This window comes from Brevibacillus fortis, from assembly GCF_046196545.1.
GTDB classification, from domain to species: Bacteria; Bacillota; Bacilli; order Brevibacillales; family Brevibacillaceae; genus Brevibacillus; species Brevibacillus fortis_A.
This window is the reverse complement of sequence record NZ_CP176370.1, coordinates 4,695,328-4,718,951: the sequence shown is the minus strand read 5'-3', so window position 1 is coordinate 4,718,951 and position 23,624 is coordinate 4,695,328. Positions and strand designations below refer to the sequence as shown.

Annotated in this window: 23 protein-coding genes; 13 read left to right on the top strand and 10 right to left on the bottom strand. The window is 48.7% G+C overall.

The genetic code is table 11. From position 1 onward, the window contains the following. Positions 1-43: 43 nt before the first annotated feature. Together ACKKE8_RS23305 and ACKKE8_RS23300 are read left to right on the top strand one after the other, a co-directional pair. Positions 44-868: an inositol monophosphatase family protein gene (locus ACKKE8_RS23305; protein ID WP_142066130.1), complete on the top strand. Its 825-nt coding sequence runs from the start codon at positions 44-46 to the stop codon at positions 866-868. 167 nt (positions 869-1,035) lie between these two features. After that, the gene (locus ACKKE8_RS23300) at positions 1,036-2,118 is read left to right on the top strand and encodes a glycoside hydrolase family 15 protein (protein WP_409175109.1); all 1,083 of its coding nucleotides are present in this window, start codon (positions 1,036-1,038) and stop codon (positions 2,116-2,118) included. Between the two features lie 107 nt (positions 2,119-2,225). Here ACKKE8_RS23300 and ACKKE8_RS23295 read toward each other — a convergent pair whose 3' ends face one another. After that, the gene (locus tag ACKKE8_RS23295) at positions 2,226-3,128 is read right to left on the bottom strand and encodes a DMT family transporter (protein WP_409175108.1); all 903 of its coding nucleotides are present in this window, start codon (positions 3,126-3,128) and stop codon (positions 2,226-2,228) included. Between the two features lie 132 nt (positions 3,129-3,260). Here ACKKE8_RS23295 and ACKKE8_RS23290 point away from each other — a divergent pair, with 132 nt between their 5' ends. Both ACKKE8_RS23290 and ACKKE8_RS23285 read left to right on the top strand, forming a co-directional pair. Further along, positions 3,261-4,688, top strand: coding sequence for a PLP-dependent aminotransferase family protein (locus ACKKE8_RS23290; RefSeq protein WP_409175107.1), 1,428 nt, complete (start codon positions 3,261-3,263; stop codon positions 4,686-4,688). A 29-nt stretch (positions 4,689-4,717) separates the two neighbouring features. After that, complete coding sequence (locus ACKKE8_RS23285; protein ID WP_409175106.1) at positions 4,718-5,497, top strand: GNAT family N-acetyltransferase; 780 nt, start codon at positions 4,718-4,720, stop codon at positions 5,495-5,497. Between the two features lie 23 nt (positions 5,498-5,520). On the opposite strand, the gene ACKKE8_RS23280 is transcribed toward ACKKE8_RS23285, so the two are convergent. Then, entirely contained in the window at positions 5,521-6,402 is an 882-nt protein-coding gene (locus tag ACKKE8_RS23280; RefSeq protein WP_409175105.1) for a LysR family transcriptional regulator, read from the bottom strand. Between the two features lie 125 nt (positions 6,403-6,527). Here ACKKE8_RS23280 and ACKKE8_RS23275 point away from each other — a divergent pair, with 125 nt between their 5' ends. Further along, positions 6,528-7,310: a SagB/ThcOx family dehydrogenase gene (locus ACKKE8_RS23275; RefSeq protein WP_409175104.1), complete on the top strand. Its 783-nt coding sequence runs from the start codon at positions 6,528-6,530 to the stop codon at positions 7,308-7,310. 45 nt (positions 7,311-7,355) lie between these two features. On the opposite strand, the gene ACKKE8_RS23270 is transcribed toward ACKKE8_RS23275, so the two are convergent. Further along, positions 7,356-8,072, bottom strand: a complete 717-nt coding sequence (locus ACKKE8_RS23270; protein ID WP_409175103.1) for a GDSL-type esterase/lipase family protein — start codon at positions 8,070-8,072, stop codon at positions 7,356-7,358. A 141-nt stretch (positions 8,073-8,213) separates the two neighbouring features. On the opposite strand from ACKKE8_RS23270, the gene ACKKE8_RS23265 reads away from it, so the two are divergent. Both ACKKE8_RS23265 and ACKKE8_RS23260 read left to right on the top strand, forming a co-directional pair. Then, the gene (locus ACKKE8_RS23265; RefSeq protein ID WP_409175102.1) at positions 8,214-9,425 is read left to right on the top strand and encodes a serine hydrolase domain-containing protein; all 1,212 of its coding nucleotides are present in this window, start codon (positions 8,214-8,216) and stop codon (positions 9,423-9,425) included. A 99-nt stretch (positions 9,426-9,524) separates the two neighbouring features. After that, on the top strand, positions 9,525-10,076 hold the full coding sequence (locus ACKKE8_RS23260) for a nitroreductase (protein WP_409175101.1): 552 nt from the start codon (positions 9,525-9,527) through the stop codon (positions 10,074-10,076). Positions 10,077-10,117: 41 nt separating this feature from the next. Here the strand turns inward: ACKKE8_RS23260 and ACKKE8_RS23255 are convergent, their stop codons facing one another. Continuing rightward, positions 10,118-10,600 (bottom strand): DinB family protein, encoded by a 483-nt coding sequence (locus tag ACKKE8_RS23255; protein WP_409175100.1) that lies wholly within the window; start codon positions 10,598-10,600, stop codon positions 10,118-10,120. Positions 10,601-10,745: 145 nt separating this feature from the next. Between ACKKE8_RS23255 and ACKKE8_RS23250 the strand changes: the two genes are divergently transcribed. Together ACKKE8_RS23250 and ACKKE8_RS23245 are read left to right on the top strand one after the other, a co-directional pair. Then, positions 10,746-11,669 carry a LysR family transcriptional regulator gene (locus tag ACKKE8_RS23250; protein WP_409175099.1) on the top strand — a complete coding sequence of 308 codons (924 nt, stop codon included), beginning with the start codon at positions 10,746-10,748 and terminating at the stop codon, positions 11,667-11,669. Positions 11,670-11,835: 166 nt separating this feature from the next. Further along, a complete protein-coding gene (locus ACKKE8_RS23245; protein ID WP_409175098.1) occupies positions 11,836-12,606 on the top strand; it encodes an ANT(4')-I family aminoglycoside nucleotidyltransferase in 771 nt (256 codons plus the stop codon). Positions 12,607-12,696: 90 nt separating this feature from the next. On the opposite strand, the gene ACKKE8_RS23240 is transcribed toward ACKKE8_RS23245, so the two are convergent. The 5 genes from ACKKE8_RS23240 to ACKKE8_RS23220 all read right to left on the bottom strand — a co-directional run bounded on the left by ACKKE8_RS23240 (position 12,697) and on the right by ACKKE8_RS23220 (position 16,772). After that, positions 12,697-13,071 carry a YybH family protein gene (locus tag ACKKE8_RS23240; protein WP_409175097.1) on the bottom strand — a complete coding sequence of 125 codons (375 nt, stop codon included), beginning with the start codon at positions 13,069-13,071 and terminating at the stop codon, positions 12,697-12,699. A 525-nt stretch (positions 13,072-13,596) separates the two neighbouring features. Beyond that, positions 13,597-14,331, bottom strand: coding sequence for an amino acid ABC transporter ATP-binding protein (locus ACKKE8_RS23235; RefSeq protein ID WP_409175096.1), 735 nt, complete (start codon positions 14,329-14,331; stop codon positions 13,597-13,599). A 17-nt stretch (positions 14,332-14,348) separates the two neighbouring features. Then, positions 14,349-15,044, bottom strand: coding sequence for an amino acid ABC transporter permease (locus ACKKE8_RS23230; RefSeq protein ID WP_409175095.1), 696 nt, complete (start codon positions 15,042-15,044; stop codon positions 14,349-14,351). Further along, complete coding sequence (locus tag ACKKE8_RS23225) at positions 15,031-15,864, bottom strand: amino acid ABC transporter substrate-binding protein (RefSeq protein WP_409175094.1); 834 nt, start codon at positions 15,862-15,864, stop codon at positions 15,031-15,033. The genes ACKKE8_RS23230 and ACKKE8_RS23225 overlap by 14 nt, the downstream gene beginning before the upstream one ends. 80 nt (positions 15,865-15,944) lie before the next feature. Next, the gene (locus tag ACKKE8_RS23220) at positions 15,945-16,772 is read right to left on the bottom strand and encodes an amino acid ABC transporter substrate-binding protein (RefSeq protein ID WP_409175093.1); all 828 of its coding nucleotides are present in this window, start codon (positions 16,770-16,772) and stop codon (positions 15,945-15,947) included. An 817-nt stretch (positions 16,773-17,589) separates the two neighbouring features. On the opposite strand from ACKKE8_RS23220, the gene ACKKE8_RS23215 reads away from it, so the two are divergent. The 4 genes from ACKKE8_RS23215 to abc-f all read left to right on the top strand — a co-directional run bounded on the left by ACKKE8_RS23215 (position 17,590) and on the right by abc-f (position 22,219). Beyond that, the gene (locus ACKKE8_RS23215; protein ID WP_017250604.1) at positions 17,590-17,991 is read left to right on the top strand and encodes a hypothetical protein; all 402 of its coding nucleotides are present in this window, start codon (positions 17,590-17,592) and stop codon (positions 17,989-17,991) included. 13 nt (positions 17,992-18,004) lie between these two features. Then, positions 18,005-18,943, top strand: a complete 939-nt coding sequence (locus tag ACKKE8_RS23210) for an AEC family transporter (protein WP_069847811.1) — start codon at positions 18,005-18,007, stop codon at positions 18,941-18,943. Between the two features lie 98 nt (positions 18,944-19,041). Continuing rightward, positions 19,042-19,839 carry a stalk domain-containing protein gene (locus ACKKE8_RS23205; protein WP_409175092.1) on the top strand — a complete coding sequence of 266 codons (798 nt, stop codon included), beginning with the start codon at positions 19,042-19,044 and terminating at the stop codon, positions 19,837-19,839. Positions 19,840-20,293: 454 nt separating this feature from the next. After that, positions 20,294-22,219 carry a ribosomal protection-like ABC-F family protein gene (gene abc-f / locus ACKKE8_RS23200; protein ID WP_409175091.1) on the top strand — a complete coding sequence of 642 codons (1,926 nt, stop codon included), beginning with the start codon at positions 20,294-20,296 and terminating at the stop codon, positions 22,217-22,219. A gap of 62 nt (positions 22,220-22,281) precedes the next feature. Here the strand turns inward: abc-f and ACKKE8_RS23195 are convergent, their stop codons facing one another. Next, entirely contained in the window at positions 22,282-23,619 is a 1,338-nt protein-coding gene (locus tag ACKKE8_RS23195; RefSeq protein ID WP_409179182.1) for an MFS transporter, read from the bottom strand. Positions 23,620-23,624: the final 5 nt, after the last annotated feature.

Sequence of the window (23,624 nt, the reverse complement as noted above, 5' to 3'; positions counted from 1 at the left end):
GTGCTTTGCGAAAAAATAAGTCAAGTTTTAGGTGGCGATACGTGTGCAAGCATCAACACTGGCGGCTCTCAAGGAGCTCGCTCTGCAATGCGCCCGTTCAGCGGGTGAGCTGAGTCTGAAGCGAATGAAGGAGCCTTTTACCGTCGAGTATAAAACATCAGCCTCCGATCTTGTTACAGCCGTAGATAAAGAAGTGGAGAATCACGTCATTCAGATGATTCTTGCACGCTTCCCTGATCACGGCATTCTTGGAGAAGAGAGTGCACATGCGGAGGATTACAAGCAGTATGACACGCTTTGGGTCATCGACCCGATTGATGGCACGACCAATTTTGTTCATCAGCAAATCAATTTTTCTGTTTCTATTGCCGTTTACCATAAGGGAGAGGGAATGGTCGGAGCGGTTTACGATCCATCCAGAGACGAGTTGTTTTATGCGGTAAAAGGGGAAGGGGCTTTTCTCAATGATCGTCCCTTGCAGGTGAATCGAGCAGTAAGCCTGGAACAAGCTTTGTTATGCACGAGCGTATTTTGGAACAAGCGTGCGGAGCAGATCGGCGTCGACTTGATCGTGAAAAAGCTTGCCGGGAAGGTCCGCGGAATGCGCCTTTTAGGAAGCGCCGCTCTGGAGATGGCGTATGTGGCTGCGGGTAGACTGGATGGCTACGTCAGTATGCAGCTCAATGCGTGGGATTTCGGGGCAGCTCGCATTATTGTAGAGGAAGCGGGTGGCCGGGTGACGACCATGATGGGGACACCACTGCCGTACGACCAAAAAAGCAGCGTGATGGCTTGCAACCCGACTTTTTATGAGGAGCTACAGCATTACCTGAAATCCGAACATACGGATGTACCTTCACAAAATTAAATGTCACAAGAACCCGCTGGACATGCGCATCCAGTGGGTTTTCTTTTGCTGTGCAGATTGGGTTTTCGTTTGGACGTCGGTTGCATATGCTATAAAAGCATAGCTGGAAGACGAGCAGCGTCTGTATTTGTTACGAAGTCGGCTTGTCCGAATAAGGGGGGATAACCATGACCCTGATCGAGGAAAGTGTAAAGTTGATCCTTCAGCATCAAGCGAGTACGGGGGCGTATCTCGCTTCACCCGCCTTTGTCCACTATCAGTATGCGTGGCTCCGCGATGGAACATTTACGGCTTATGCGATGAACCGTACCGGCAACCATGAGAGCGCTCGCAAGTTTTACCAATGGTGCGATAATGTGATCCGAAAGCATGAGGCAAAGGCAAGAGCAGCCATTTCGGCAGTAAAAAAAGGATTAGACAAAAATGATGCGGGGAACGACCGCTTTTTGCATACGCGCTATACAGCTGACGGAGAAGAAGTGACAGGCGAATGGGGAAGCTTTCAACTCGATGGCTACGGGACATGGCTGTGGGGGCTGGCTGAGCATGTGCGGATGAGTGGGGAGCATGACTTGATTCACGAGCTGAAGCCTTCTATTGAACTGACGATTGACTATGTAGTGGCGTGCTGGCAGCTCCCAAACTTTGATTGCTGGGAAGAGGGAGGAGACCGAATCCACCCGGTGACGCTAGGAGCCATTTATGCCGGGATCAAGGCGATGGAGCCTTATTTGTCCGACCGAGCTGTCGAACTCGCTGAGCAAGGAGAGACCATTCGCCAATTCATACACGAGCATGGCACAGCCAACGGGCGATTGATAAAATCCGTCGGGGAGCATTCTGTAGATGCAAGTCTGCTCTGGCTAGCACTGCCGTATAGGATCGTCGACGTGGATGATCCGCTTATGATCCGGACCGTGCAGGCCATAGAAGAGGAGCTGCGCGTAGGATACGGCGTGCATCGCTACCCGGCTGATACGTATTACGGCGGGGGACAGTGGCTGCTGTTATCCGCTTGGTTGGGCTGGTATTACGTGAAAACGGGCAGGCGTGAAGAAGCCGAAAAGATAGCAGTGTGGATTGTTTCCCAGCGGCAAGCGAGCGGACTGCCTGAACAAGTGCAGGAGCATTTGCTTTCTCCGGCTCATTATGAGAGGTGGGTGGAGAGGGCAGGCCATCCCGCTGTGCCACTCCTTTGGTCGCATGCGATGTTTCTCGTGTTGGCGGCAGAGCTCGGCATTCAGCACTAGCCAGGAAGAGGGTCTTCCTGGTTTTTCTTATTACTGACATTCCAAACGCCAAGCACTTGATGCCGATCGATACGCCGTTAGCGACAAGCATAGAAATACTGACGTTTCTAAAAGGCTTGGTGCTTGACAGTCCTTCTGGATAACCGAGGCTTCATCGTTGCGAGCAGGACACCGACAAGCGTCACAATGCCTCCAGCTATTGTCACAAGCGTGGGACCTTCACCCAGCCACACCCAAGCAATCAGAAAAGCGAGCACTGGCGTCATGTAAAGGGAGGTAGTGGCCTCCGAGGTACCAACGACAGAAGTCACATAGGCGAGGGACAAATAAGCAACAACGCTAGGGAAAATGCCCAAATACACAACACTGAGTGTCACATCCCAAGGGGCTTGGGCTATGGCTGTGCCAAGCCCGGGCAGAAAGAAGAGCATACATAAGGTACCTGCCCATAAGGTGTAGGCGGTAAACGCGAAAACGCCGTATTTTTCTAGGAATGGCTTCTGAAACGCAAAGTAAATGCTTTCGCTAATGGCTGCCAACAAAATCAAGAATATTCCGTCTGATATATAAAGGGTCTCACCTGTGCCAATCGTGCAGATGGCGACTCCGAGAAAACTGATCAGTGCACCTAACCAGCCTCTCACACCGAAATGCTCCCGGAAAAATAGGAGAGCGAGGAGAGCGGAAAAGATCGGCGTCGTCGTGACCAAAAGGCTGGCTACACCTGCACTTACAGTCATCTCCCCGTAGTTGAGAGCTGTATGGTAAACGGCGAAACCTAAGCCCCCAAGCATAAGGATCGCTGGGACATCCTTTAACTCCGGCAGACGGATGCGGAAAAAGAGTGCGAGTATCCCGAGAAAAAGCGAGCCGATAAGAAAGCGAAGGAGCGAGAGATGCTCCGGCGAGTAGGCTTGCAGCCCAACGCGAATACCGGCAAAGGCCGAGGCCCATAACAAAATGCTGATGGCATGTGCAGCGAAAATACGACTTCTGATAGGATGAAACAAAGTAACTTCCCCCCTTCTTCTTTCTTTTCCATGGTAATCAAGAGGTGGTAAAATATCTGCAACCACTCGGCTATCAAAAAAACCAACCACTTTTACCTATAAAGTTGAGGAAGACAAAGGGGATCGATCAGGTTGCACAGAGAGAAACGGTTGCCGAAATATCGGAAAATTATTGATTTTATCAAAGGAAAAATTTCGACAGGAGAATGGCCGATTGGCAGCAAAATACCAAGCCAACGCGAATTGGCACAATCGTTCGAAGTCAATCGCAGCACGGTCATTGCGGCATTGGACGAGTTGACCGCAGACGGGTTGATCGAGGGAAAGCTGGGGATGGGCACTGTCGTCGTCAATAACACCTGGACGCTGTTGGCTACGATACCACCTCCGGATTGGAGTGAGTACGTCAAATCTGGATTGCACAAGCCAAGTATGACGGCGGTTCAAGAAATCAATAAGCGTGAATTCCAGGCAGACCTGATTCAGCTGAGCAAAGGAGAGCTCTCCCCAGATATGTTTCCAGTCGATGCCATGAAGCAAGTCATGGAGCGGGTGACGAGGAACCTAAGCGGATTTGGATATGAAGAGCCGAGAGGGTACCTCCCCCTGCGTCAAGCGGTCAGTGATTATGTCGGGCGACAAGGAATTACAGCTTCGCCATCTTCTGTCTTAATCGTGTCTGGTGCATTGCAGGCGCTCCAATTAATTTCGGTCGGGTTATTGCATCGAGGTTCAACCGTGTTTTTGGAACAGCCTTCGTATCTCAATTCCTTGCATGTGTTTCAGTCGGCGGGGATGGAGCTTGCGGGATTGCCGATGGATCGCCAGGGGATGATTGCACAGGCGATCTATGAGAGACGAAAAGAGAAGCATGGGGCGATTCTGTACACCAATCCTTGCTTTCATAATCCAACAGGCATCCTGATGACAGAAAAACGCCGGCTGGAGCTTCTGCGGGTATGTGAAGAAGAGCGTCTGCCTGTTATCGAGGATGACATTTACCGCGAGCTGTGGACGAAAGAGCCCCCACCGCTGCCGCTCAAGGCAAGAGATAAACATGGACATGTCTTGTACATCGGGAGCCTGTCCAAGACACTGACTCCCGGCTTGCGGATTGGATGGGTAGTGGGACCTGAGCCAGTTATCGAACGCCTGGCCGATATCAAGATGCAGACGGATTATGGGGTCAGCTCGCTATCACAACGTGTGGCGGAGGAGTGGCTGGCAAGTGGCCTGTATGAGAAGCATATGCACAAGGTCAGAGAGCAGCTAGTTACGAGACGAGCGGCTGCCATCCGGGCACTTACAAAGCATATGAGTGAGCTCGCGACGTGGGAAGTGCCTGCCGGAGGATTTTTCATCTGGCTCAAAATGAACGAAAAGCTGTCGATGATGGAGCTCTTTACAGCAGCCAAACGCCAGGGTATTTTGTTGAATCCGGGCAAGATTTACGGGGAGACGCAAGAAGGATATGTACGGCTGTCGTATGGGTACTCCTCGATCGCCGATTTTGAATCTGGCATCGAAAGACTGAGTCAAATCGTCCGTGATCGTAGATAAAAGCAGAGGATTGGTGGAGGGGAAAGAAAATGGGGTATATAGAAATAACAAAAAAGAATATAAAATCGGAGCACATATGCTGTGCATTAGGTGCAAAACAATACGAGAATGCAGTAGCCGAGAAGAAGAAATGGCTGACAGAGCGAATGGATGAAGGATTGGTTTTTTATCGCTTGGATGAGCGGGCAAAAGTGTTTATTGAATACTTGCCTGCGGAAATGGCGTGGGTTCCTATTGAAGCGCCCAATTATATGTATATCAACTGCTTGTGGGTGTCTGGCAGATATAAAGAGAACGGGTATGCGAAACAATTGTTGCATCATTGCAAGGAAGATGCCGTCAAACGCGGCATGGACGGAATCGTTCATATCGTAGGGAAGAACAAGTACCCGTATTTGAGTCAGAGACGTTTTTTTGAACATATGGGGTTTGAGCTGGCAGACCAAGCAGAACCGTATTTTCAATTAGTGGCGTGGAAATGGAATGAACAAGCTGCTATGCCTTCCTTTCATAAAACAGGAACGACTTCTTCTAAGGAGAAAGGCGTCACCATTTATTACACAGCGCAGTGTCCATTTGCAGTTGGTGTTTTGGAAGAGCTGAGAGAAGTAGCGGAAGCGAAAAGTGTCCCCTTTCAAGCATACAGGCTGACAACGAGGGAAGCCGCACAGAACGCGCCTGTCATATGGACGACTTTTGGCTTGTTTTATCAGGGTGAATTTATTACCCATGAAATCATGAGTGCCAACAAATTTGAAAAATGGCTAACAGAGCTTCTCGCACACCCAAAGCCCCGCCAATCCCAATAGGCGAGGGCTTTGTTCGTGTGTGGCTACTTGCTCGTTGGCGTGAAGTCCATGCCTTTTACATATTGCTGGCTGTGAACGGCGAACTCTGCCGTGAGTGGTGAGATCGACTGCCAGTTGCGCACCGCGAGCACTACTTCCCTTGTAATCGGGGGTGACAGAGGGATCGCTACGACTTTGGGGATGACAGGTGGCATGTACAGCTCGGGCATGATGGTGACGCCGATATACTCCTGCACCATGGTCAAAATCGTATACACCTCACGCACTTCAAACGTAACCGTTGGGTTAATGTGATTCTCTTGCAGCATTTTTCGGATGCATCCATCCTTTGGCATGATAAAACAGCGCTCCGCGATTTCGGAAAAACGAAGGGTCTGACTGTCTTTCAACGGATGAGTATCTGGCAAAATGACCATCATTTCGTCTTGCAAGAGCGGCAACGTTTGCATTTCCTTATCAGGCATTACGGTAAAGGCAATGTCGACAACCGAGCTGTGCAGCCAGTTGCTAATCTCATCACTATCGCCTTCCAAAAGCAGGATGTCCACGGCCGGAAACCGCTTGCGAAAGCTGCCCAAAAGTCCGGGCAAAAAGCGGGAGGCGACGCTGGGAATCGAGGCAATACGCAGGGTGCCGGACGTAATCCCGCGGGCTACGTTTGCTTCCTCCGTCATGCAGGATGTGATGTTCAAAATGTCGCGAGCGTGCGCAAGCATTCGCTCTCCGATGCTCGTCGGAGTGATCCCGCTGCGACTTCGCTGAAAAAGACTGACGCCTAGCTCTTTTTCCAGGGACTGAATCATTTGCGAGACGGCGGATTGTGTAAAGCCGATTTCTTCTGCTGCCCGCGTGAAGCTTCCAGCTTTTGCTGCGGCGACAAACACTTGCAGTTGGGTAAGCGTCATGTCTCCTCTTTCCTTTACATTAGTTTTTTCTTATGAAAAATATTATAAATCATTGTTTTACTAATGGAAAAGAGCTTCGTATAGTAAAAGGCATCACCACCAAGAAAAAACGAGGAGGAACATAGATGCATCCCGAATGGCAGCGAATTGCAAATGAATTTATCGAGGCAACCTCTTACCGGGTGGGCGAGCTGGAAAAAGGCTGGGCCTCTCGTTACGATTTTTCCAAAAGACCAGCGACGTATTTGCGCTATGAAGAGGTATTTGCCCGCATTGATTTGGGCAAGCCGCAGTTTCCAGCGTCCGTCGATTTGTGGGAGGTCCTCTCTAATCGAAGATCCAAGCGTAATTTCCTAAAGCAACCAATGACGCTGAACGAATTAAATCTCCTGCTGTGGGGTACACAGGGCATCACAGACGATATGGGAGACTATCAATTACGCACGACGCCGTCTGCCGGTGCCCTGTATCCGATTGAGACGTACCTGATGATTAACAACGTGGAGGGACTGGAGAAAGGCCTGTATCATCTGGATGTTCAGAATTGGTGCTTGGAGGGACTGAAGAGAGAAGACACGTCCGAGATCGCCTATATGTTCACGGAAGAACAAGAGGTGACGAGACGGGCTGCTGTCAATTTCGTTTGGACAGCGATGGTGGATCGCACGAAAGACAAATACAAAGAGCGTGCGTACCGCTATATTTGGTGGGATTCTGGGCACGTGTCGCAGAACCTGCATTTGGTAGCAAACGGGCTGGGGCTTGGGGTAACGACGATTGGTCACTGGATGGACCATGACATGAACGAATATTTAGGCATTGATGGCACGTCCCATTTGTCTGTTTTAATGGCATCAGTAGGCAAAATCGCAGGCGGACATTGGCTGACGGACCGTCGACCGGAATAAGCACCAAAAAAGGATGGGCATAAGTAGCCGCATCCTTTTTTTCATTCATGATGGAGTGCCAAGTGCGATGTCATGTGCATAAAGTGTATCGCGTAGAACAGTTGCCATGAGCTGGTAGCCGAGGACATGCGGATGAAGCCCGTCGTCAGCCAATTCCTTACGCAGTGTGATGTCATCTGCGTCCGTCATGCGGGAGTGATAATCGACATAGAGACAATCTGTTTGTTCAGCAATAGCTTGAAAACGTTCATTGATCGTGATGACGAGCTGGTTTCGCTCATGGTTGCGTGCGTATCGGTCCATGCATGTAGGCAAGAGGGAACAAAGAATGGGCTGAATGCCTTGCTTGAGAGCCGCATGCACCATTGCTTCTACATCACTGGTCACCTGCTGGCAAATCTCTTGGGGTGTCAGTCGGTCGGAAGGCAAGAATGTGTCCAACGCCCACGTATTGTTAATCCCGATCATGATCACCACGTAACGTGGCTTCAATTGGAGGACATCCGCGGCAAAACGTTTGCGGGCCGCATCGGTTGTGTCACCGCCGATTCCACGATTCACGATGGTCTGACCGGACCGGCCAAAAAAGGTAGCGAGATCCCACCAATGCGTGATGGAATCGCCGAAAAAAACAAAATCGACTGGCTGCTGATGGAAGAGCAGCGCTTCATTATGAAAGTCAAATTCGTTGCGTCGCCTGTCTGCTGGCGCATCGATACTGAAAAATCCGGGCTTTATCAGAGCTGGGCGCTGTTCATCCAAGCTACATCCCTCCTTGCCCAGAATATTACCATATGCGAATGATGTTTTGTTGTTTTGTAATCTGAAATAAATGGGCTGAATGTACAGTAATGTTAAAATTTAGCTGTATCAGAATAGGAAGGTACATAAGGAGGAGAAAGCATGAAAGATCAAAGAAGCAGCTTCGACAAGATGGCATTAACGATATGTATCACGGGTAGTGTATGGCTTAGTGGAGCAGATGGAGTACAAGCCTCACAACCCATTGTTGTTCAAAATGCAACGAACCATGTGCAATCTCAAGCTCCAAAGCTACCAACGAATGAAAATGCTACAGCGCATCAAAAATCGATAGAAGCATTGGTGAATCAAATAGTAAAAGAGCCGGGGATTCCTGGGATGATCGTTCAATCTACTCGAAATGGACAAAAATGGTCGTACGCAGCAGGCGAGGCGAATATAGAAGACAAGAGCAAGATGAGACCCGACTTTCATTTCCGCATAGGCAGTGTGTCAAAGATGTTTGTCGCCACCGTTGTCTTGCAACTAGCAGAAGAGAAAAAGCTATCCCTTGATGATTCCGTCGAAAAATGGTTGCCCGGAGTGCTGAATAGCAGCGGGTTTGATGGCAATAAAATCAAGATCCGACACTTGCTGAATCATACGAGTGGAATCCCCGACTCTGTTGATCAATCGTTTTTAGACATGTTGATTCATAATCCAAAGATGAAGTTTACATTGGAGGAAGAGCTCAAGGTAGCATTAAGTAAAAAACCATTATTTGCACCAGGTACGGATGTAGAATATGCGAATACCAATACGATACTAGCGGGCATGATCATCCTAAAAGCCACAGGGAAATCATACGAAGAACAGATTAAAGAACGGATTATTGTTCCGTTAAAACTAACAGGGACGAGTTTGCCAGGAAGTTCTACTCTTATCCCAGTCCCACATGCGAGGGGATACTTCAATGATTTAGGAGAAGGACTGAAGGATTATACAAATATGAATCTCGCATGGGCAGGTGGCCCGGCTGGTGATATCATCTCGACTACAGATGATCTGAATACATTTATAGGTGCATTATTAGGTGGAAAACTCCTGAAACCCGAGATGCTCGATCAAATGTTGACGGGTACTCCCTACGAAGATGGAGGTTATGGTCTGAATAACGTTGGTCTGGGGATTTTTGAATATAAGTTGGCAAATGGTACTTCCGTTTGGGGTCATGGAGGCGGAGTCCCGGGATCCAATACACTGGTGGTCGGTACTGTAGGGGGAGAGCATGTAATATCCATGAATGTGAACGTGTTGGACAGGAAAGTGCTGGATAGATTTTATAAATTGATAGAAAAAGAGTTTCAACAGTAAAAGGTCGACGTTATTTCCTGACTTGATTTTATCGCATCCAAACGATAAGATGTATGAATGATAACCATTATCAAATGGGGCGAATAACTAGTCAAGAAGGTGACCGATGTGTCCATTGCCAAAGTAATTCGAGAGCGCCGCTCGATTAAAAAAGATTATAAACCAGATACTGTGTCCGAAGAACTTGTTCTGGAGCTGTTGAATGACGCAGTGTACGCGCCGAACCATGGTATTCGTGAGCCATGGAGATTTATGTTTGTATCGTCAGAGAAAAAAGAAGCGTTTGTGGAGAAGCTGATCACCTGCTATCCTTCAGAAGCCCATCAGGTGCGCAGAGACATGTACAATCAACCGGCAGCTTATTTGGTTGTCATCATGAAAGAAGATCCGCGCCAAAAACAATGGGAAGAGGATTTCAGTGCGACGGCTGCTCTCATTCAAAACTTCCAGTTGCTCGCATGGGAGCGTGGATTAGGTGTAGTCTGGAAAACAAACGCGCACAACTGGGACCCGAAGGCACACGCCATCTTGGGTGTTACGCCAGGAGAGAAAATCGTTGGTTTCCTTCACCTCGGTTTTTTCGATCAGGAAAATGTACCAGCAGCACGCACACGCACACCTGCCGAAGAAAAGTTCACTCGGTTCGAATAAACGAAAAAACGAGACCATTCGAAGGTCTCGTTTTTTTGCAACTACTTTGCTGCTGCTTCCTGCGCTACGACTTTTACCATGCTTGAAATGATCCCCAGATGGATGGACTCGTGCATGACGGCAAAGTTAAAGACTTCTCCTACCGTCGTGAACTGGAAGGGACCCATTGTAATGGGGGCTGGCAAAGCTGCCTCTAGCTCGTCAGGGGTGACGGAGGCCAACCTTTCGAGCTGTACGGACAAGTAGTGAATCAGCGCATCTTTGGTGGGAGGTGCAGTCGTCCAGTCAGAAGGCTTCGTTCCCGTCTGAAAAAGAGTAGCGTAAGAAGCGGGAAGGTCAGATTGGTAAGGCAAGCCAATGGACAGGAAATGCTGAAAACAAAAGACGATATGCCCGATATTCCAGCGAAGTGTGTTTGAAAAAGCGGGGGATTGGACATCCAATAGCTCCTCAGGAATCAACGGAATCTGTTGCAGGCCAATTTGACGCACGGATGTGGCTGTAGTGAGCATGCTTTGAGACATGAGACAAAACCTCCCTATCATTTTCCTATGATTGACAGTGCTCTTACCGTCAACTAAAGTGTACGTCGTAGGGGAAAACGCAACAATCATGCTTTTCCGATTAGAATGATTAGTAAAAATGATAATGGGCACAAGAGGTGAAGCAATGGAGCTCAGGCAATTGGAGTATTTTATGGCAATATGTGAGGAAATGAATTTTTCCCGGGCCTCAGAAAAGCTGTGTACCTCGCAGTCCAATCTCAGCCAGCAAATCAAGTTTTTAGAGAGTGAGCTGGGTGTCCCGCTGTTTGACCGCTTGGGCAAGCGAATCACACTGACAGAAGCAGGAAAGGTATTGCTGGAACAGAGTCGGCATGTTTTTTCCCATATCGACTACGCACGCGAAGCGATTGCTGCCATGAAAAACAACGAAGGCGGCACGCTCACGATCGGTGTCCTGCCTGGCGATGCTGACTTGTTGTTTGATGCTCTTCTTGTAGAATTCCACCGCTTGTATCCGAAAACATCCTTATCCGTCATTGAGACTACAAGAATAGTGGAGCAAATCATATCCGGCGAGATTGATTTGGGCGTGACTGTGTTGCCTGAGCCAGATGAGAGAATCACTGTCATTCCGCTTTTTCACGAAGAATTCGCGCTTGCGGTTCATAGCGCACATCCACTTGCCAAGGAAAAGGCGATCAAGTTTGAGCAGCTTCAAGATGTAAAAATGGTGATGTTTCCGCCGGATCATCAAGCGAGACAGCTCATCAATCGCTATTGCCTACAGGAAGGCTTTCGCTTGCAGCCTCATATCGAAACGACCACACTCCTGTCTCTATTGACTCTTGTAAAAAAGGGGATCGGGGGCTGTATTTTGCCTAGTTTATTGCTGCAAAATGTAAACGACGATGAGATTGCGATCATCAACCTCTTGCATCCGACTCCCAGCCAAGACATCTGTTTGGTTTATCGCAGGGACAAATATATGGGGTTCGCCGCTCGCACCTTCATCGATACACTACAGGCGTATATTCAATCCGCCATCGACAACGTCCATGCTTCGCCTAAAAATAAAAATCACTCGTAAGATTTTCCTTTCCTTGGTAAAATGCATATCATTACGAACCTTACGATCTGGTCGATGGGAGGAAGTTCACATGCATCCAAAAAAAGTCCCCCGTTAATCCCGAGGTCCTCCATTCATGCATTTGTGTCAGCTCACCCCCAAAATAGATCAAGGGAGATGTACGTAAATGAACATGAATGGACCTGTAAAAATATCTCGAAGTGAACGATTTCAAACCTGCCAAGAAATTGCTGCGAGATTACATGAAGTGTACAAAGAAAAAGTTCTCGCCATTGGGGTGTATGGTTCCATTTCTCGAGGGACAGACGGCCCTTATTCGGATATCGAGATGTTTTGTGTACTAGAAGAATCAGGGGAAGAAATAGAATTTAGCTACGAATGGTCAGCGGGACCTTGGAAGGCTGAAGTGAATGTGTGCAGTGCAGATGTTTTGCTGAACACTGCTGCTACTGTCGAGGATGATTGGCCGCTGACACATGGCCCATTCTTTTCTCCGCTGAGTCTATACGATCCGAAGGGCTTTTTTGAAACGCTCAAAAAAGCAGCAGAATCACCATCGCAGGAAGTGTTCACAGAAGGAATCAACGGTATTCTCGTAGGGGAAATGTACGAATTTATTGGCAAGTTGCGGAACGTAAATCTAAACGGCCCACATACCTATCTGCCCTACTTGGCCATGCAGTTTGCCCAATACGGTGCGATGTTGATCGGGCTGCACAACCGAAAGCTTTACTCGACAGGGGCCAAGGTTTTGCCGGAAGCGCTGGAATTGCCGAATCGTCCGGCTGGATTCGATCAGGTAGCCAGATTGGTGATGGCGGGGGATCTGACTGATTCAGCAAAAATCGTATGCGCTTGCGAAGCATTCTGGGATGGTCTCCAAGAGTGGGCTGCACAGTATCAGTATGTGATTCATTCAGAGCGAATCCCTTTTTAATCGATAAAAAACAAGACGAGACCCCTTTCGCGAGGGGTCTCAACTTACCAAGAAAGCCTTGCTTCCTAGCGAGGCTTTTATTTTTGGGGCTTATTCCACTTTGCCGCTCAGATGCTCATGAATGAGCTTCCATTCATCTGTCTCTGTTTTCGTAAAAATATTCGTAGCTCTGCCACTTCCCGTGACGAATTCTCCGTTGTAATAGCCTTGATATTGATACGTGTATACACAGCTAGCGGACCTTTGATCGACAGCAATCCACTTTACATCCGTAGCCGCATAGACTTCATCCTTGATCAAATGCCATGCATTTTCAAAGTAAGCGCCGATCTCACTCATGGATGTACAAGTCTTGTCAGAAAACCAGTAAATGGCATTCGGATGAAGCACTTTTTCTACATTGGCAAAGTCATGTGTATTGGTAGCGTCAATATATTGCGCCAACGCCTGTTTATACCCTTCCACAAATGATCCCTCTCTCCGCTAAAAATGGTCTATTTATCCATATTTTATATCTTTGCGGCAAGGAAAAAAAGCCCGCCCGATGTAGAAGGGGGCTATTCGGGCGGAAATGGAGGACGTAATGTCCATCGTAGGGTCTGACACATTCATGATAGTTGTCTGATGTTAAGGAAGAGTAGAGAGAACATGAAGCATTTGTTAATTTTAGGTTTTGTATAAAAGCCGAGGGGCAAGCACCCGTTTTTTCCTTTTTGATCGCTGGAATAGACAGGCATCCATACAGGAGAGATGCGGTTGTCATAAGCTGAATGCAGTACTGATCCTTGCCAGCAGATCGGTGCGTCCATCTGATCTCAATGAGAGGAGAGGAAGATTATGGGTTGCAATCGCGGTGGCTTTTTTGGAGGCGGTTTCCTTTGGATTCTCATCATCATTTTTCTCGTATTTGCCTTCCTAGATGATTAAGGCTTCATAGTAGAGAAAAGACTCTGTACTCTTATACAAGAGACAGAGTCTTTTCTCTGGTCATTACTTCAAATGCTGCAAAAACTGACGTGTGCGTTCCTCACGCGGCTTTGCGAACAGATTCGAAGGTGTATCTCGCTCCACGATGATGCCTTGGTCCATAAAAATAACCTCGTCGGCAACTTCCCGAGCGAACCCCATCTCGTGCGTGACGACGATCATCGTCATCCCTTCCTGGGCAAGCTCCTTCATCACCTTCAACACTTCGCCAACGAGCTCCGGGTCGAGAGCGGAGGTAGGCTCGTCAAACAGCATGACTTGCGGGTCCATCGCCAGTGCCCGGGCAATCCCTACACGCTGCTGCTGTCCTCCAGACAACTGTGCAGGAAAATGGTCCAGCTTGTCACCGAGCCCTACTTTTGTCAGCAGAGCAGCGGCTTTCGCACGTGCTTTTTCTTTGTCTTCTTTTTTGACAGTGACGGGTCCCTCCATCACATTTTCAACGGCTGTCATGTGCGGGAAGAGATTGTAGTTTTGAAACACCATCCCGGTTTGCTTTCGCAGCTTCGGAATACTTGTTCTCTCTACTTTTTTGGAAAAGTCCAGCTTCACGTCCCCGATCTGGACGCTGCCGCTGGTCGGAACCTCAAGTGCATTCAGGCAGCGAAGCAAGGTTGTTTTCCCGGAGCCAGAAGGACCGATGATAACGACTACCTTTCCTTTTTCCACCGAGAGGGAAATGCCTTTGAGTACATGTAAGGTATTGAATTGTTTATGCACATCCGTGATCGTAATCATGCGTTTTCACCTGCTTTTTAGACATAACGGTCCAGCTTGTTTTCAATGCGATCCTGGATAATAGAGAGTACGAAGCAAATCACCCAGTAGATAAGGGCTGCTTCCGCGTAGACGAGCAGCGGCTCATATGTCGCAGCGACGACTTCTTGGGCTTTGCGAAACATCTCTGGTACCAGAACGACCGAAGCCAGGGAAGTATCCTTGACCAAACTAATAAACGAGTTGGACAAAGGAGGAATGGAGACGCGAGCTGCCTGAGGGAGCACGACTCTGTGCAGCGCTTGCCAGTAGGTCATCCCCAGGGAGTAGGCTGCTTCCCATTGCCCTTTGTGAATGGACAAGATCGCTGCACGTACCACCTCGGAGGAATAGGCACCGACGCTGAGTGAGAAACCGATGATTGCTGACGGTATCGGATCGATCATCAAGCCGATGCTCGGCAAGCCATAAAAAATGATGAACAATTGGACCAATAAAGGAGTACCGCGAACGATCGATACATAAAAGCGGGCGATGGCAATCAGCGGCTTTATGCCGGATAGGCGTGCCAGCGCAGTGAGAACCGCAATGATCAGACCAATGAAAAAGGAAGCGATGGCGATTGTCAAAGAATAGAGCAAGGCTCCTTTCAACAGAGGAAGAAAGGAGCTTTGCGCGATATCGATCCATCGGTTCAGGCGTTCTGGGTTTTCGAAGAGGCTACTTAGAGACATCTGCACCAAACCATTTCTCTGATATTTTTGCGAGGGTACCATCTTTCGTCATGTCATCCAGTGCTTTGTTGAATGCATCAACCAGCTCTGTGCTGCCCTTGCGGAAGAGGAAACCGTTTTTCGCTACGTTCGGATCTTTTGCGATGATTTTGATAGGAACATCAGGCTTTTGCTTCATGAAGTCCAACAGGGAAATCCCATCGTTGATCGTAATGTCTACACGTTTGGAAACAAGCAAGTCGATCGCTTGGTTAAAGCCTTCCACACCGACGATTTCCGCTCCGTTTTTCTTCGCGATATCTGTGAGGTTGCTCGTCAATGTTTGGGCTGCTTTCAAACCTTTAATATCCTCGAAGCCTTTTACGGTCGTGTTGTCTTTATGGGTGACGAGGACCGCTGTGGATACGGTGTATGGATTGGAGAAATCGTATTTTTCCTGGCGATCAGGGCGAATGCCTACCTGATTCGCTACGACATCAAAGCGCTTGGAGTCGAGTCCTGCGAACATCGCATCCCATTGTGTTTCTTGAAACACAGGCGCAACGCCGATGCGCTTCGCTACCTCAGTCACGACCTCCACATCATAGCCCGTCAGCTTGCCAGACTGATCGTGGAACGTAAACGGCGCATACGTACCCTCGGTTCCGATCAGAATTTTTCCGTCGGCTTTTACTTTTTCCAACAAGTTTTGTTCTTTTTTCTCTTCTGTTGGGGCAGGAGCGGCACTATTTTGCGGTGGTTGTCCCGTTGAAGACGACCCGCAACCTGCCAATGCGACTAACAGAGTGGAAGCGAGAAGGGAAAATAATAGTTTTTTCATAAATTAACCCCCACTAAACCGATGTGAATTTGAATAGGAACATACTAAAAGGGACAGACAATTTTGTCAACGCCTAAGAATTACTTCGTGATATCTTCGCCGAACCATTTGATGGAAATTTTGGAAAGGGTGCCGTCCTGCTGCATCTCATCGAGCGCCTTGTTAATCGCGTCCGTTAGTTCTGTACTTCCTTTACGGAACATGAAAGCAGTTGGTTGGCCCTCGGTATTTTTGGCCACGACTTTGATTGGTGTATCCGGCTTTTGCTTCAGGAAATCAAGTACCGACAAATTATCGTTGAGCACAACGTCCACGCGTTTTTGTGCAATCAGGTCAATGGCTTGATTGAAGTTGTCTACACCGACGATTTCTGCCTCATTGGCGCGTGCCAGGTCAGCGTAGTTGCTGGTCATGGATTGTCCGGCTTTTAACCCTTTGATATCCTTGAAGTCTTTGACGGTGTTATTGTCCTTGTGAGTCACCAAAACCGCACGGGAAACCGTATATGGCCTGGAGAAATCGTACTTTTCCTGACGATCAGGGCGGATTCCTACCTGATTGGCAATGACGTCAAAGCGCTTGGAGTCGAGTCCCGCAAACATGGCATCCCACTGGGTTTCCTGGAATACAGGCTCTACACCGAGCCGCTTGGCTACTTCCGTGACAACCTCCACATCATAGCCAGTCAATTTGCCCGACTGATCATGGTACGTAAACGGAGAGTATGTACCTTCCGTACCAATGACGAGTTTTTTCTCGGCTTTCACTTTTTCCAGCAAATTTTGCGAAGCTGCTTGATCAGCAGGCGGAGTCGTATTATTCGGCTGAGAAGGCGAACCGGAAGTGCTGCAGCCAGCCATTCCCAGTAGCAGACAAGATAGTAAGGTAGACAGAATGACTTTTTTCATGTTGTAATCCCCTTTATGTTAATCGGATTTCATGGATTCATAGTAGTGGTCGTTCATGTCTTTGTCAATCTTTAAATTGTTAAATCCTATTTGATTACTTTGGATTAAAAGGAACAAGGTTCTATGTAGCTGCGGTGGGGAGAAGAATATTTCCAGTCTAGGCTCCAGGCTCCGTCCTGCTGGGGGCTAAGACTGTCCGCTCCAAAGGGATTCGCGGGGAAACGCAAAAGTGGTAGCCGCTTCGTCGCATGGGCACGTTGCGTTTCTTTTGCCCGCAAATCCCTTCTCCGCTTGGTAGGACTCCACAAGTCGCTACGTCTGGAAATATTCTTCTCTGTCGTAACTAATGACATTTCTTCATTCTTTCAAAGCGTTAAAAACCGGAGTAAGCACGGAAAGCTCGTAGAGGAAACAGGAGAAAACAGCGAAGATCTTTGGTACACCGACCGAGACGGAATGCCAAAAGCGAAACACGCCTTTAAGCGTCCACCTCTGCAATACATCCTGAAAGGACCACTTTGGACGCGGTTTCGCTTTTGGCATGGAGGCGGGCAGAGGGTCCCACAGCGGGTGGGACAAGAAGCTGAGCGTTTTCTCCTGTTTCCTCCCCACCACTACAGTAACGTTTATACTTGTTATCTCTTTTAAGATTCTCTATTCATGCGGTGGCTATGTGCATGAGACGAAAACTTGGCGCAGAAGTAGTGGTTGAGGTTCCTCGTCAAGAAGCGTACAATTAGTACGAATTGAAAGGCCTACAAGCAATGACGTGCTTGTTCTTCATAGGAGAGCGCACCGACAAAAGGAGTCAATCAACATGTTAAACGACTGGCGTATGTATACAGATGGAAGTGGAATGGAGCAAAAGCATGTAGCTTGGCATGAAGTGCTGAAGGAAATTGCTCAATTGGATGGAGTAACGCGGACGTTGGTTCACGCAGCGTATGGAGACCATGTGGATTTGGTCGTAGCAGGCGGGAACAACGGCAAAGTTTTGGTGCAATGGAAAGAACACGAGCCGGTTGAGCAGCACTTTGTACTTGCGGCAGACAAGCAATCGGCGGTGATGTCCACGCTCGTCATCGAGGGTAGTGAAGTTGCCTTTCCCCTTTCCTGGTGTGTTCCGCTTGAGCAGGTTGTTCCTTTGTGCGGAGATTTGCTACGAACATGTGAAAAAGGGGAGCCGACCGAACTCGAATGGCTTCCGGTAGAAATGTAGGCAGGAGGGCAGCATGGAACTACAAACGTTGCAGCAGTCCATCCTCATCATGGCCGTCATCATTGGGATCGGTAGCTTAATCGGCTACCGGCAACCCTTGACTGCGGACTCTCGCCAACTCGTCATCACGATTATTGTAAACGTAGCCATGCCGTGCATTATTTTAGACGGGATCTTTCAGACAACCATTGATCAGCAAATTTTATACCAAATTTTTGCAATATTCTTCATTTCGATTATCCTAAACTGCTTGGGCATTTTTATCGGCTGGTTAGGTGCGCGTGCACTTCCGCTTCCGGTGAAAAAACGTCGGGAGATTGCGCTCTTGTCCGGCTTGGGGAATACAGGCTTCATCGGCTTGCCGCTTTGTGCGGCATTGTTTGGGCCAAAAGGGGCGCTCTTGGCGGCTATTTTCGACGCAGGCGTGGATGTTGTGCTATGGACAGTGGGTGTGATGATGCTCCAGGAAAAAGGAAGCTTCTCCTTGAAAGGGCTCAAGACACTCATCAACATTCCGATGATTGCGATCGTATTTGGACTCGGTTCTGCCATCATCGGGTTTGTGCCGCCTGAGCCTGTGAAGCAGCTGTTTGGAACGCTGTCCAAGCTCGCCTCTCCGTTAGCCATGATGTACATTGGTATGCTTTTGCCTATGTTTTTGCGCAACAAACCGCAAGTGTCATTGAAGCTTTTGAGTATGCCACTCACATTTAAATTAGTTGTTTTTCCGCTGATGACGGCGTTTCTTTTGTCCGTTTTTTCAATCGACAGCGATATTGTCAGCGTTTCCCTTGTGCAAGTAGCAATGCCCACCCTGACATTGGCCTCGATCTTGTTCGGGCGCTATGCGGCGGATGAGGAGATGGGCGCCATGACGACGGTTTGTTCCACCTTGCTGGCCCTCTTGTCTATCCCGGTTGTTCTAGTCATGGGAAATTGGCTTTTGCACTAATCTCTCGCCAATCTCAGTCATAGTGAAACGAATCAGAGGAAACCTATGTCTAACAAGTAAGAATGACGAAAATGATGATCAGGGATGGAGGAACAACAATGAAAGGCAAATCGATTCTGGCTGTTGCACTGACGCTGCAAGTGTTAACGGCTTATTCTGTGCAGGCGGCAGTGTCTAGCACACCACAAACAACGACAACTGCGATACTGGTAAACGGAGAGCAATCTTCCTTGGCAAAAGCACCGATTCTCGTCCAGCAGCGCACCTATGTATCTGCCGAGGATGCGAGCCGGATTTTAGGAGGCACTTGGAAACAAGATGCAACGAGTGGAGAAATGAAGCTGGCAAAAGGTACGCTGACATTCCAACTCGCTACAGGAAAAGTAGCGTTGAATGGCAAGTGGCTGCTAGATGGGCAGGGCGCAATCGTGCGTGACAAGCAAGTGTATGTGCCGTTGAGATGGATGGCAGAGCAGGCCGGACATCAAATCACGTGGAATGCTGAGAAAAAGGCGGTGGAAATTTCGATGGCCGGGGAAGAGAGTGCTTTTACGCTTGTCGATGCCGATAAGCTGACGGAACAGGAACGTTCGTTTATTGACTCGGTAAAAGAACAGCAAGGCATCCACAAGCAGGGAGATCTTTATGTCATCGCACGTGGGGCCTCACCGAATCCTGGCTACGGTCTGCAAGTAACCAAAGTTGAGCAGAGCTGGGAGCAGCTTTTTGTGTATGTCAAACAAACGCTGCCTGACCCGGGCAGAATGTACCCGCAAGTGATTTCCTATCCGTATTTGGCGGCAAAAGTGAAGCTGCCACCTTACACGACGATTGTCTTTTTGGATGCAGAGACGAAGAAGCCGCTGTTTGCCACAGATGGCAACGGAAGTCGATAAGAAAATCGGGTAAAAGACGTACAGGGCCTGCTAGTGAGGAGCACATAGCAGGCCCTCTTGTTTTTGTGTGACTCCTGAGGTAAGATATGGTTGTGATTTCCTATCCCTTGAGAAACGGAGGTGTGTGTACGTGTTCGGAACTCTGCAAGCATGGTTTGTGGTAGAAACTTCCAGTATGACGCATGGTTTTACATTCAACGGGACCAGTCTGTCCTTTTTTGCGCATACAACTGAACGGAGTTTCCATAGGCGTACCATGCATCGATCAGGGGCGGTTTGTTCTTGTCTATAATGGGTAACTGACATAGGTCGGTCCCTTTCACGATGCCGCAGGTAATGGCCTGCGGCTTTTTTGCGTCCACTCGCACATGCGGTGTGGTCTCAACATTGTGCCGGGGCCATCAGGAAATCCATTATTTTGAACCGTTACCAACATTCCAAGGAGGAAATAATCATGATTATTGTCGCGACACAGCAATTGCAGAAATCGTACGGAGCAGATCCGGTTTTACAAGATATCACATTGGAAATAAAAGCAGGGGAACGCGTCGGGATCGTCGGACCGAATGGAGCAGGCAAAACCACGTTGTTCAAGCTGCTGGCAGGTATCGAAAGCCCCGATTCTGGTGAGCTTTTTCGGGCAAAAGGAACGATTTGGGCGTACCTGCCGCAAACGCCGCAGTATCCGGCTGAATGGACGGGGGCGGATGTTGTAGCCAGCGCGTTTGCTGATGTCATCAAGCTGCAGGAGCAGATGCGCGAGCTCGAGCAGCAGATGGGAATGCTTTACGAAAATGAACAAGAGCTAAACCGCCTCATGCTGCGCTATCAAAAGCTGCAAGATGAATTTGAACAACTGGATGGCTATCAGTGGGAGACGAAAATGACTCAGGTGACACAGGGCTTGGGTGTTAATTCAGAACTGTTAGCGACACCTTTTGCCCAACTCAGCGGAGGCGAAAAGACGAAGGCTGGCCTTGCAAAGCTACTCTGCCAACAAAGCGATGTTCTGCTCTTGGATGAGCCGACCAACCATTTGGATGTGGAGTCGATGGAATGGTTAGAGGAGTTTTTAAACAATTATCAGGGTACGATCCTGATCATCTCCCATGATCGTTATTTTTTGGATGCGGTCGTCACGTCCGTCTATCATGTGGACGGGGGAGAAGCCGAATCCTATATTGGCAATTACAGCGCATTCGCTACGGAGCGTGAAGAACGCTTGCTGCGCCAGTTTGCCGCTTATCAGGAACAACAGAAGCAAATCAAGAAAATGAAAGAGACAATCAAACGGCTCAAGGAGTGGGGCAATCGCTCCAATCCGCCGAACGAGGCTTTTCACCGAAGGGCAAAAAGCATGGAAAAAGCGTTGGCGCGGATTGAGCGTATCGAGCGACCGAAAATGGAAGCGGATCGCATGGGCTTGCAGTTTATGAAGACCGACCGAAGCGGGCAGGATGTGCTGAATGCGACGGGGGTACAGAAAACATTTGGCGGAAAACAGTTGTTTACGGATGCTAGCTTTTTATTGCGCTACGGCGAGAGAAAAGCGCTGCTTGGACCAAATGGCTGCGGTAAATCTACGCTAATTCGCATGCTGCTGGGAGAGGTTGAGCCAGACGCAGGTACGCTCAAAATTGGCAGCAGCGTTAAGGTGGGCTACTTGTCACAGCAAGCTTTGGAAGGGGATCAAAACCAGCGGCTGATTGACGTTTTCCGTGAAGTAGCCAGAGTGACCGAGCCGGAAGCACGGCATTTGCTGGCGAGGTTTATGTTTTACGGCGAACAAGTTTTCAAGCGGATCGGGCAGCTGAGCGGTGGAGAGCGGATGCGACTGCGCTTGGCCCAAATGATGCATCAGGAAATCAACCTGCTCATTCTCGACGAACCGACCAACCATCTAGATATTGAAGCGCGAGAAACATTGGAGGAAGCGTTGGCGGATTTTCGCGGGTCGTTATTTATCATCTCGCATGATCGCTATTTCCTGCAAAAGATGGCAGATGGTGTGTTTTGGGTAGAAAATAAGCGGCTGGTTCACGATGTGGGTTCCTATGAGGAAGCAAGGGAAAAGCAAAAACAGCGGATCGCTGCTCGTGCCAGTAAGCCGGAGGAAATAGAGCGAAAGCAGCCAGCAGTCAAGCAAGTCCAAGAGACGGCCGTGACGAATGCGACAGCCAAACGTCCGAATCCGTACAAGCTGGCAGAGCTTGAACAAAAAATAGCCTCATTAGAAGGAAAAAAAGGTGAACTGACGGCCTTACTCCAAAGTGAAGGGGCCGATTACGAGCAGTTAGTGGCTTGGCAACAATCGATCGATCAGGTGCAGCAGGAGATAGATGTAACCTTTTCGGCTTGGATGGAGCTACAGGAACAGTAGGCTGCAATAAAAATAGCACCGCCAGCAAAGTGTTAAATGCTGGCGGTGCTTCATTTTCTGACTCATGATTGTGCTTGTGTGCTTGGTTCTGGCAGGCGACGATAGCCGCTGACGAACCAGAGGAGGAGCAGTACCATCAAGACTCCTCCGAGGAAGAACGGACCGCTGTGGGAGACTTGGTAAACCGCTCCACCAGCTAATGGACCCAAGATGCGTCCAAGGCTGTCCATGGAGCTGATTGCTCCACTCGTCACGCCTTGGCCTTGCGTCGTTCGTTGGGTGATCATTGCTGTGGCTGTCGCTCTGATCATTCCTTGTCCCGCTCCGAATAACGAGAGGATCAGCGCCAGCACCCAAAAGTTACCCGACAACGGAATGGCAAAAAATCCAATGCCGTAAAGAATCATCCCAATGACGAGGACGCTTGCTTCCCCTAGCTGCTTGACCATCCTTCCGATGAGCCCGCCTTGTACCGCGGCAGCGATCAAGCCCATGACGAGAAACATATAGCCGAGGTCTTTGGAGGTAAAACCGTACAAATCACTTATGTACAGGGCAAAAGTCGTTTCTAGTCCGGAAAAAGCAAAGGAGACCGTAAACAAAATACCGTACAGCAAGGACATGGAACCGAACAAAGAGACAAGCGGATTTTGCCGCTGTTCTTTATGCAGATTCGCCCGTTTTTCTTTCGGCAAGCTCTCTGGCAAGGCAAACAGGATCAGGAAAAACGTAAGCAAGGCCACGATACCCGAAGCGTAGAAGGGAACGGCAAAGCCGAATTCACTGAGCAGTCCACCAATCACCGGACCAAAGACAAAGCTAAGTCCAATCCCGGCGCCAATGACCCCCATCCCTTTTGCCCGTTCTTCTGAAGGGAAGAGATCCGCCACCATAGCGGTTACAGTTGGCAATGCGGCTGCCGAGACGATTCCACCCAAAATGCGATACAGGAGCATTTCTGTATAACTGTCAGCTAGTCCAAACAGGATAAAGGTGATGGAAAAGCCGAACAGCCCGAATGATATGAGTGGCTTTCGCCCGATTCTGTCTGAAAGTGCTCCCCAAATCGGTGCAAACACCAGCTGCATAATATTATAGCTGGCAAAAAGCACGCCGATTTGAAACGAAGTCGCACCCAATTTTTCCGCGAAAAAGGGAAGAATGGGGATAATGATGCCAAAACCGAGCATGATGAAAAAAGCAATAAAGAACAAGAGGGCAAGGTGCTTCTTATTCACTACGTCTACCTCTTTTCGCACAAAAATCTGTTCAAGCGGATTGTTTGCTTTTTCCACCTTACGTGAAGGAAAAGGCGAAGTCAAGCCAACAGCATGGGCAGTTATCGCGAGACGTGCTATAATAGAAAAGAAATAAGAATGGCTACTAATATTGTCAAGTATATATC

Excerpts from the sequence above, each read along its gene's own strand:
- ACKKE8_RS23300 (WP_409175109.1), top strand. The coding sequence starts at position 1,036 with ATGACCCTGATCGAGGAAAGTGTAAAGTTGATCCTTCAGCATCAAGCG.
- ACKKE8_RS23285 (WP_409175106.1), top strand. The coding sequence starts at position 4,718 with ATGGGGTATATAGAAATAACAAAAAAGAATATAAAATCGGAGCACATA.
- ACKKE8_RS23280 (WP_409175105.1), bottom strand. The coding sequence starts at position 6,402 with ATGACGCTTACCCAACTGCAAGTGTTTGTCGCCGCAGCAAAAGCTGGA.
- ACKKE8_RS23275 (WP_409175104.1), top strand. The coding sequence starts at position 6,528 with ATGCATCCCGAATGGCAGCGAATTGCAAATGAATTTATCGAGGCAACC.
- ACKKE8_RS23265 (WP_409175102.1), top strand. The coding sequence starts at position 8,214 with ATGAAAGATCAAAGAAGCAGCTTCGACAAGATGGCATTAACGATATGT.
- ACKKE8_RS23255 (WP_409175100.1), bottom strand. The coding sequence starts at position 10,600 with ATGTCTCAAAGCATGCTCACTACAGCCACATCCGTGCGTCAAATTGGC.
- ACKKE8_RS23250 (WP_409175099.1), top strand. The coding sequence starts at position 10,746 with ATGGAGCTCAGGCAATTGGAGTATTTTATGGCAATATGTGAGGAAATG.
- ACKKE8_RS23245 (WP_409175098.1), top strand. The coding sequence starts at position 11,836 with ATGAACATGAATGGACCTGTAAAAATATCTCGAAGTGAACGATTTCAA.
- ACKKE8_RS23235 (WP_409175096.1), bottom strand. The coding sequence starts at position 14,331 with ATGATTACGATCACGGATGTGCATAAACAATTCAATACCTTACATGTA.
- ACKKE8_RS23230 (WP_409175095.1), bottom strand. The coding sequence starts at position 15,044 with ATGTCTCTAAGTAGCCTCTTCGAAAACCCAGAACGCCTGAACCGATGG.
- ACKKE8_RS23225 (WP_409175094.1), bottom strand. The coding sequence starts at position 15,864 with ATGAAAAAACTATTATTTTCCCTTCTCGCTTCCACTCTGTTAGTCGCA.
- ACKKE8_RS23220 (WP_409175093.1), bottom strand. The coding sequence starts at position 16,772 with ATGAAAAAAGTCATTCTGTCTACCTTACTATCTTGTCTGCTACTGGGA.
- ACKKE8_RS23215 (WP_017250604.1), top strand. The coding sequence starts at position 17,590 with ATGTTAAACGACTGGCGTATGTATACAGATGGAAGTGGAATGGAGCAA.
- ACKKE8_RS23210 (WP_069847811.1), top strand. The coding sequence starts at position 18,005 with ATGGAACTACAAACGTTGCAGCAGTCCATCCTCATCATGGCCGTCATC.
- ACKKE8_RS23205 (WP_409175092.1), top strand. The coding sequence starts at position 19,042 with ATGAAAGGCAAATCGATTCTGGCTGTTGCACTGACGCTGCAAGTGTTA.
- abc-f (WP_409175091.1), top strand. The coding sequence starts at position 20,294 with ATGATTATTGTCGCGACACAGCAATTGCAGAAATCGTACGGAGCAGAT.